Annotated in this window: 11 protein-coding genes; 8 read left to right on the top strand and 3 right to left on the bottom strand. The window is 33.0% G+C overall.

The window, feature by feature from the left end; all coding sequences use genetic code 11:
- The 3 genes from JJE11_RS08870 to JJE11_RS08860 form a co-directional block, all read right to left on the bottom strand.
- On the bottom strand, positions 1 to 191 hold a 191-nt coding region (locus JJE11_RS08870; protein WP_291634686.1), incomplete at its 3' end, for a hypothetical protein.
- A gap of 235 nt (positions 192 to 426) precedes the next feature.
- Positions 427 to 552, bottom strand: coding sequence for a DUF5661 family protein (locus JJE11_RS08865; protein WP_366927919.1), 126 nt, complete (start codon positions 550 to 552; stop codon positions 427 to 429).
- Positions 553 to 757: 205 nt separating this feature from the next.
- Positions 758 to 1,480 carry a TetR/AcrR family transcriptional regulator gene (locus tag JJE11_RS08860; protein ID WP_291634684.1) on the bottom strand — a complete coding sequence of 241 codons (723 nt, stop codon included), beginning with the start codon at positions 1,478 to 1,480 and terminating at the stop codon, positions 758 to 760.
- A 284-nt stretch (positions 1,481 to 1,764) separates the two neighbouring features.
- Between JJE11_RS08860 and JJE11_RS08855 the strand changes: the two genes are divergently transcribed.
- The 8 genes from JJE11_RS08855 to JJE11_RS08820 form a co-directional block, all read left to right on the top strand.
- Entirely contained in the window at positions 1,765 to 2,673 is a 909-nt protein-coding gene (locus tag JJE11_RS08855; RefSeq protein ID WP_291634682.1) for an MBL fold metallo-hydrolase, read from the top strand.
- A 287-nt stretch (positions 2,674 to 2,960) separates the two neighbouring features.
- Positions 2,961 to 3,833 carry a 3-keto-5-aminohexanoate cleavage protein gene (locus JJE11_RS08850; RefSeq protein WP_291634680.1) on the top strand — a complete coding sequence of 291 codons (873 nt, stop codon included), beginning with the start codon at positions 2,961 to 2,963 and terminating at the stop codon, positions 3,831 to 3,833.
- 28 nt (positions 3,834 to 3,861) lie between these two features.
- Positions 3,862 to 4,869, top strand: coding sequence for an L-carnitine dehydrogenase (locus JJE11_RS08845; RefSeq protein WP_291634678.1), 1,008 nt, complete (start codon positions 3,862 to 3,864; stop codon positions 4,867 to 4,869).
- Between the two features lie 311 nt (positions 4,870 to 5,180).
- Positions 5,181 to 6,305, top strand: a complete 1,125-nt coding sequence (locus JJE11_RS08840) for a betaine/proline/choline family ABC transporter ATP-binding protein (protein ID WP_291634676.1) — start codon at positions 5,181 to 5,183, stop codon at positions 6,303 to 6,305.
- Positions 6,306 to 6,947, top strand: a complete 642-nt coding sequence (locus JJE11_RS08835; protein ID WP_291634674.1) for an ABC transporter permease — start codon at positions 6,306 to 6,308, stop codon at positions 6,945 to 6,947.
- A 30-nt stretch (positions 6,948 to 6,977) separates the two neighbouring features.
- Complete coding sequence (locus JJE11_RS08830; protein ID WP_291634671.1) at positions 6,978 to 7,889, top strand: glycine betaine ABC transporter substrate-binding protein; 912 nt, start codon at positions 6,978 to 6,980, stop codon at positions 7,887 to 7,889.
- A gap of 16 nt (positions 7,890 to 7,905) precedes the next feature.
- Positions 7,906 to 8,553, top strand: a complete 648-nt coding sequence (locus JJE11_RS08825) for an ABC transporter permease (protein WP_291634669.1) — start codon at positions 7,906 to 7,908, stop codon at positions 8,551 to 8,553.
- 101 nt (positions 8,554 to 8,654) lie between these two features.
- Positions 8,655 to 9,165, top strand: a 511-nt coding sequence (locus JJE11_RS08820; RefSeq protein ID WP_291634667.1) for an amidohydrolase family protein, incomplete at its 3' end; no start/stop codon positions are given.

Here is a 9,165-nt window from a genome sequence, read left to right as displayed (position 1 = left end):
TCTGATACAAGATGTATATTGTTGTCATCTAAGGGTACTTCAGAAGCCTGTTTCATTTCATTTTTTATTTCTCCCCGAGATATGTTTTTATTACAAGAACGCCTCATATTGGCAAACATCATTTCATTGTTCATCTGCACATATTTATTAAATTTCAGCATGTTATAGAAATAAGGACACTCGGTATACATATAAACCCTCCAAAAAATATAATATTACAATATATTATGCTTAAAAAATATTTTGGTACTGATTCCTAATTAAGCCTATGTTTGAAGTAACAGATATAAACGCTAGTTATGACAAGAAGAAATATCTCAGAGCAATAATGGCAAAAAGTAAATGATTAATTTTAATGAGTATCCATTAAAATTAATCATTTATGCGGTTTGGAGCCTGCAATAGATATATAATATTATTACTATATTAATTATCACCCCAAAATTCTTCTGCCTCTTTTTCCATTTTTGCTAGCCTTTTATAATAATCTGGATATTCATTTAAATGGGCAAGAGTTATTTTGTCAGTTATAATAGGGTCATCGTTAGTTATATTAGTAGCAAGAAGAAACTGTTCCCAGTTTTTTCTATGGGGTCAGACCTCATTCCAGAGATTGGAAACGAAGTGAACAAGTTCTGTTTGCTAATTACTACATATGTACCTCAAAACCGAATTCGTTGAAAAAGATATATAGGGCATCTTATACTTATTGAAATTCATTTGAGGATATTCATCATTATAACAAAGAGGACTATGATTAAATTTTTAGTTGTTTAACCATATCTATGTACTTAGGCTTAATATAAGCTAGTAAAACATTGCGATAATATTTCATGGACTGATTGATAGCGGTCTCTGCATCTACAACATTACGAAGTACATTTGTTAGCATTCCAAAGTATATCAAAAGTGCAACATTATTGTATTCTTCTGCATTTTCCTGGGTTATAAACCCATCAGCTAAAAGTCCATTAGTAACGCAGCCATTAAGCATGGTCATGCTTCGTTCGTATAGATTTCTTTTTCTAAATACAGAACCCAATATTTCGGATGATGATAAACCTTTTTCAGGATAAATCTCATAATATTGCTGAGAATACTCATTATACTTATCATCTATATTCTGAAGAAATAGACGTTTGTAAATTTCAGGCTCCGCATATGAGAATTTGAAGAAACATCTTGAAACTTCCATATAGAGTGATAGGCCGTTGGTACAATCTTTTGTATATGAGGGAAGAGCCAAATGATAATCTTCCAAATGACTCATGGATGCCATGAAAATCAAATGGTCTAAACTATCGAAATAATTATATAATGTGGCACTATTGTATCCCGCAAGATCGGCTACCTTACGTATTGTAATACAATCTATACCATCATCTATAATTATTTTTTCAACACTTTCAATAAAATATTTCATTATTCTATTCTTTTGAATTCTTTTCTTATCAGAAGTTGCTACGTTTTTATTACTCATTTTATTCCTATTACCTTCCTTATATAATCTATTAGAACATTAATCACAGTTATTATATATAACGCGATTAGCATATCATATTATTTGTAAAAAAGATACACTTAGATTGACTAACTGAAACAACAATGATAACATAAACTTGAAATAATCATGATTATAAAATAATTGTGATTTTTATTTTTAACTATATATTATAATAATAAAAATAAAATAATATACAAAGAAGGGAAGTGACTATTTGGCGTTTTTGTGTACTTGTAATCCACACTTTCGCTATATGTAATATGGAAATAAAAAAAGTAAAAGGTAATACATTTTTAATTGATACAGGTATGACTTACATACCTTTTTACAAAATTAGTAGTAAAGAAATTATTATGTTGGATTCAGGATGGGCAGAAGGAGAAAAAGAAGGAATAGATGAGTTTTTGGAAAAAAACAACTTTAAGGTAGTTGCTATATTATGCACTCATGCTCATGTAGATCATGTAGGAAATAATGCATATTTGAAGGAAAAATATAATTGTATTATCGCTATGCCAGAGTACGAAGCGCTTATTTGTAGCTCAGCAGTAAGTCTCAAACTATATTACAATAACCAAACATTAACCGATGTCAATGATCACTTTGGTGATATGGTATGCGTTACTGATATTATGATTTCGGATAACCAGGACAGTATAACTGTGTGCGGCGCTAAATTTAATATTATTCATACACCAGGACATAGTCCTGCACATATAGGCATTACTACCCCCGATGATGTTGCATATTTAGCAGATGCCCTCATAAGCTATGAAGTTATGGAAGGATCTAAAATGCCCTATGCATACATACTCAGTGAGGATTTGAAAAGCAAAGTAAAGCTTTATGACTTAAAATATAGCAAATATATTGTGGCACATAAGGGTATGTATGATGATGATATTACCAAACTTATAACGGATAACATAGATTTTTTTAAGAATAGAGCATTAACAATAGCTACAGTAATAGAGGGTTCTATGACAATGGAAGATATATTTAAGGCTGTTATTAAATACTTTAATATTAATGTAAAAAGCACATATAAGTATGCTTTGATAGAAAGAATGCTACAGTCATATGTTGAGTATTTGAATGAAACAGGAATATTAGTATTAAATGTTGATAAAGGATTTCTCAAATACTCAAAAGTACCATCGGATAGTTAGTATCTATTTTTGACACTTGAGCTCCTAGCTCGTGAACACACTCACGAGCTAGAAGCTCTTTTTTATCTTAGATGATAATATTTTATACAATGTGACTAACTTATAATAGTACGTATATAAAATATCCTCATACATTGGCTTACCTTGACTTAGTATATGAACAATGATAACATGAATATAAAATCATCATGATTATAAAATAATTAAGATTATAAAATTTCTTCTTAGAAATTATTATCCTATGTTATAACCAAATAATATAAACAAAAAAATAGGAGTGAAGCAAAATGAAAAATGGAGTAATAATCACATGTTCAATTACAGGATCGGGGGATTCAGCTTTAAAAAGTTCACATGTTCCCGTTACACCAAAAGAAATTGCAGACTCTGCAGTTAAAGCAGCAAAAGCAGGCGCGGCAATAGCTCATATCCATGTAAGAAATGTTGACACCAAGCTATCTAGCCGTGATTTAGAACTATATATTGAAGTATCCAAATTAATACGTGAATCAGGCGTAGATATGATTCTTAATATTACTGCAGGAATGGGAGCTGACTTTGTACCAGATGAGACTAATCCTTCAATAGGTGGAGTTGGAACTGATATGGCTACAGTAGCTGAAAGAGTTAGACATATTGAAATCATAAAACCTGAAATATGCACGCTTGATTGCGGTTCAATGAACTATGCAACCACCGCTTATGTTTCTACTATGGACATGCTTCGTGAAACAGCCAGAAGAATACAGGCAGTCGGGGTAAAGGTAGAAATTGAAGTTTTTGAACTTGGTCATATTTGGCAGGCGAAAACTCTTATAGCTGAAGGGCTTATAGATCCAAATCCAATATTCCAGTTATGTATGGGAGTACCTTATGGGGCGGAAGCAACTACAAGCAATTTATTAGCTATGGTAAATGCACTGCCACGAGATGCCAATTGGTGTTCTTTTGCATTAGGGCGTCAGGAAATGTCTTGGGTAGCTCAGTCTGCTATAATGAGTGGAAATGTACGCGTAGGACTTGAAGACAACATTTATTTAGGAAAGGGACAGTTTGCAACTAATGAAGAATTAGTAGGAAATGCACGAGAAATCCTAGAAAGAATGGGCGCGAGGATACTAACACCTGCAGAAGCAAGAAAAGAATTAAAGCTAATTTAATATAATCAAAAATAAAGGACGTGCTTAAATGTTAATCAAAGGAAATGAAGTTAAAACTGTAGCCATTGTTGGCGTAGGTGTAATAGGAGCGGGATGGGCTGCAAGATGTCTTCACAGAGGAATTGATGTTTATGCTACTGATCCAGGTCCAGATTCACAATCACTTTTAATGGAAGTTGTAAACAATGCCGAAAGTGCACTAGGAAGAGTTGTGCAGATTCCAGAGGAAAAAAAGGGAAAGCTTATATTTACAAAGAATCTAAAAGAAGCTGTTGAGAATGCTGATTATATTCAGGAAAGTGCTCCTGAAGTTGAAAATATAAAAATTGCCATATTAAACGATATTGATAAATATGCTCGTCCGGATGCATTAATTGGTACAAGTACATCTGGTCTTCTTCCCTCAAAGCTTCAGGCTGAAATGACGCATCCTGAGCGATTGATAGTAGCTCACCCTTTTAACCCAGTGTATATTCTTCCTTTAGTGGAAGTTTGTGGTGGAGAAAAAACTTCGGGTGAAGCAATTGAAAATGCCATGGAATTTCATAAAATAGTAGGGATGAAGCCTCTACATGTGAGAAATGAAATTGATGGATTTATAGCAGATCGTCTTTTGGAGGCATTATGGAGAGAAATTCTGCATCTTGTGAATGATGATATTGCAACTACAAAGGAAATTGACGATGCTATAACTTATGGAGCTGGACTAAGATGGGCGGTTATGGGAACTAATATGACATACTACCTCGCAGGTGGAAAGAAAGGCATGAAACACTTTATGGAACAGTTTGGACCTACTCTAAAATTGCCATGGACGCACATGGAGGCGCCAGAACTTACTGATGAACTTATAGACAAAATGGTGGTAGGTACGTCCGAGCAAGGAGAAGGAAAGGATTTAAGAGAACTAGAAACATTACGAGACAATTGTTTGGTTTCAATAATGGAAGCTTTAGCAGTTTATGACCAAAGTGCTGGACATGTTCTTTCAGAAGATAGAAAAACTCAAAAGGAACGTCTGGGACTTGATACATAAGAAAATGTATACATATAACATGGAATATATAATTGCTTTAGATGCATTGACATTTAATTAATTGGACAGATTTTACTATATAATTTCGGATTAACAAGAATTTCGACAGTTTTAGTCAAGGTTTGACTCTTGGTTAGTTAGATGATAGGCTTAATTAAATAATAACTAACAACTTGCTTTCAAAAACGGGTTGTTTGTTTTCGTTTAACATCTGTAATATAACCATCTGTAATTTTTAAAATTTAAAAATTATTCAGGTAAAAGAGGGATGTTCAGGAACAATTCAATTTATGAGAGAAAGGTGGAAAATTTTGATACAGCTAAAAAAAATTAATAAGGTTTATGATGATGGTTTTCAAGCTTTAAAAGATATAGATCTTACATTTGAAGAAGGAAAAATTAATGTATTGATTGGGCCAAGTGGTTGCGGTAAAACAACTACAATGAAATTACTAAACAGATTGACAGATTTTACCGATGGCGAGATTTTAATAGACGGAAAAGACATTAAACAGATCAATCCAATTGAACTTAGACGTAAAATGGGATATGTCATCCAAAATGTTGGATTATTCCCACATATGAATATTTACGAAAATGTAGCTACTGTACCTAAACTATTAAAATGGGATAAAAAGCGAATACAACAAAGAGTTGATGAATTACTAAATATGGTAAATCTAGACCCGAAAAGTTTTCGACACCGTTACCCTTCTAAATTGAGTGGCGGTCAAAAACAACGAATTGGTGTTATACGTGCACTTGCTGCAGAACCATTTACGATTCTTATGGATGAGCCTTTTAGTGCGCTAGACCCAATTACGAGGGAGCAACTACAAGATGAACTTATTCGTCTTCAACGAGAGATTAATAAAACGATTATTTTTGTAACACATGATATGGATGAGGCAATTAAAATAGCCGATCAAATTATTTTAATGAAAGATGGCCGTATCGTTCAAAAGGGTTCACCTAGTGAAATATTAGCTAATCCGGCTAATGATTTTGTTGAAGAATTTATTGGGGTGGAACGACTAGAAAACGCTAAAACGTTGCCACCATTAAGTGAATTTATCAAAGTAGAATATCCCTGTGTTTCATCTGAACAGACTGTAGCGGAAGCTATTGAGATTATGATTAGTAATAATGTAGCGGAAATTCCTGTAATAGATGCGTTAAGAAAATATGTAGGAATAATAAGTATCTATGTTGCATTAGCAAGTCCAAAAGGTATATTAAAAGAGTTAACAAACGTTTCTGATAAAGCATTATTAGAAAACATTGATATAAATATGGTTATGAAACAAATAACCAAAATGAAGACATCTATAATACCGATTATTTCTGAATCGGATGACTTAGTTGGAGTATTAGACCACGACCAATTATTTAAGGCTCTACAGCAAAGTTATGAGAATAAGACAGGTGGTGTATAAATGGAATTCATCTCAGATTACCTTAGCTATTTGGGGGAAAACTATGAATCTATTTTAGGGTATACCTACGAACATTTGGTTATATCTTTTGTGGTTATTGCTTTAGCTGTAGTGGTGACAGTACCGCTTGCCATATATATGACAAAAATGAAGAACAAGAAAGTTATAAATTTTATTTTTAACATAGCCAATTTTTTTCAAACAATACCAACCATCGCATTATTAGCAATTATGATTCCTATTTTGGGAATAGGCTTTAAGCCTGCAGTTGCAGCATTGTTCTTATATGCTCTTTTGCCATTATTACGTAACACTTATACTGGGGTGCAATCAATTGATCCAAGTATCATAGATGCTGCTAAAGGAATGGGATTTAATACATATCAAAGAATGTTTAAAATTGAATTGCCAGTAGCTCTACCTTATATTATGTCTGGAATTCGTATAACTGCTATTTACGTTATTAGTTGGACTACACTTGCAGCTCTTGTTGGTGCTGGTGGATTAGGTGATTTGATAATAGCTGGTATTGGTTATAACGATAAATTTATGATTTTCACAGGAACAATATTAGCTATTGTTATTGCATTACTATTAGATTTATTTTTAGGGAAAATAGAAAAAGGAATTTCTGAAAACTAATAATTATATAAAAAAAGGGGAATTACCACTATGAAAAAAATATTAATTGCTAGTTTACTAGCTATAATGACACTTACACTTACAGGATGTAGTAGTAACAAATCTACAGCGGGTGGGCATGTATTTGAGTATGGAGCACAAGAGTATACGGACCCTAAAATTATGGGACAGATTGTGAAGCAATTAGTTGAAGACCAAACGATTCATCAAGTGAATATAACAGAAGATATTCCAGCTAGTCCTCAAGTAATCGCATCACTTGACAGAAAAGATTTCGATATTGCTACCTTATATTCAGGAGAAGTATATAATAATCATTTTGATGAAGATAAAGTAGAATATTCAACAGATGCACAAAAGACAATTGATCAAGCACAAGATTTATTCGGGGAAAAATATAATATTAAATGGTATGATTCCATTGGATTTAGTAATCAATATGGTATTGCTATAAAAAATGATTTTGCAGAAAAAAATAAGATCAATACTATGACAGATTTAGGGAAGTATGCAGATAAACTTACATTAGGATCAGATAGTACTTGGCTTGAACGTGCAAATGATGGATATAAAGGTTATCAAGAGGCATATGGTTATAAATTTGGAGATACAAAAGGGATGGCATTATCATTAATGTATAAAGGCATTGCAAATGGTGATTTAGGTGTTGTTACAGCATATACAGTCGACCCACAAATTTTAGAAAATGATTTGAAACTGTTAAAAGACGATAAGGCATTCTTCCCACCATATGATGCATCTTTAGTTGCTAGAAAGGAAGTGTTAGAAGAGTATCCAGAAGTTGGTAAAATTCTTGACTCTATCGTTGGACTTATTAGCTCTGACGAAATGACGGTTTTAATGCGTGAAGTAAATATTAAAGGGCGTAGCACAGAAGAGGTTGCTAAAGAGTTTTTACAAAAAAAGAATCTTATAAAGTAGAAAAAAGGGGATTAATATGGATTTCATTATTGAACTAGGTCAGTATATGATACAAAATAGTACTGAATTATTTTTTCTAACAATTGAGCAGATATTAATGGTAGGTTACGGTATTGGGCTTGCACTTATTATTGGGATACCATTAGGCATTGTTGCTGCAAAATATGAAAAACTTGCATCATTCATAATTTCTTTAACAAGTATACTTCAATTAATCCCGAGTTTAGCTATGTTAGCTATATTAATGCTTTATTTTGGATTAGGATTTAAAACAATGGTAATAGGAATATTATTATACTCGTTATTACCAATAGTTAGAAATACCTATGTTGGGATAAAAGAAGTAGATGCGAGTATTATAGAATCAGGGAAAGGGTCTGGTATGACGCCACTACAACTATTAACTATAGTGCAATTTCCTTTATCTATACCTTTTATAATGGCTGGGTTACGAGTTGCTTGTGTTGTAGCAGTTGCAGTTGCATGTTTAGGGCCATATGTTGGAGCTGGTGGGTTAGGGAAAGAAATTATGTCTGGGATTAGTCTGCAATTAGACGTTAAAATATATGCTGGTGCGATTCCAGCAACAGTACTCGCTATTCTTTCTGATACAATATTAGGGAAGTTTGAGAAAAAAAGAAAAACAGCAAATACAGTAACATAGAGTTAGAAAGAATGGAAATATTGGTATTTGATATAAAAGATTCGCAGAAGCATAATACTATAACAGATTGGAAAATGTATAAATAGATTATAAATAAAAAGATGAGGAGTGCTATTATATTAGTTTTACAAAATGCAAGAGTACTTGAAGAACTTACACCAGACTTTAAAGGCGATTTTGCAGACATTGTAATTGATGGGGACAGGATTGCAGATATTTTACCTGCTGGATCAGCCGTTACAGGAGAAATTATCAATGTTAATGGGAAAACAGTTCTTCCTGGGTTTATTGATGCACACGTTCACCTAGACCTTAGCGGCATGGACACATGGCAAGAGAATACACAATCAGATGCCTTCAGGGTACTTAGAGCTGCGAGTCTTGCTCAAGATAACTTAAAGAAAGGTTTTACAACACTGCGTGATTTAGGCGATCGGAATAATATAATCATTGATTTGTCTAATGCAGTGAGGAATGGTTTTGTTGTTGCACCAGACATTCTTGCTAGCGGTATGATAATATCACCAACTGAAAGAGGCAACAATTTCTTTGAAAATATGTATGCTGAGGCAGATGGTAAATATGAGGTTGTTAAAGCGGTTAGAAAGCAAG

Source organism: Clostridium sp. (genome assembly GCF_016650095.1).
Classification (GTDB): Bacteria; Bacillota; Clostridia; order Clostridiales; family Clostridiaceae; genus Clostridium_AD.
The sequence above is the reverse complement of the archived record's forward strand: the minus strand, read 5'-3'. Positions and strand labels throughout refer to the sequence as shown.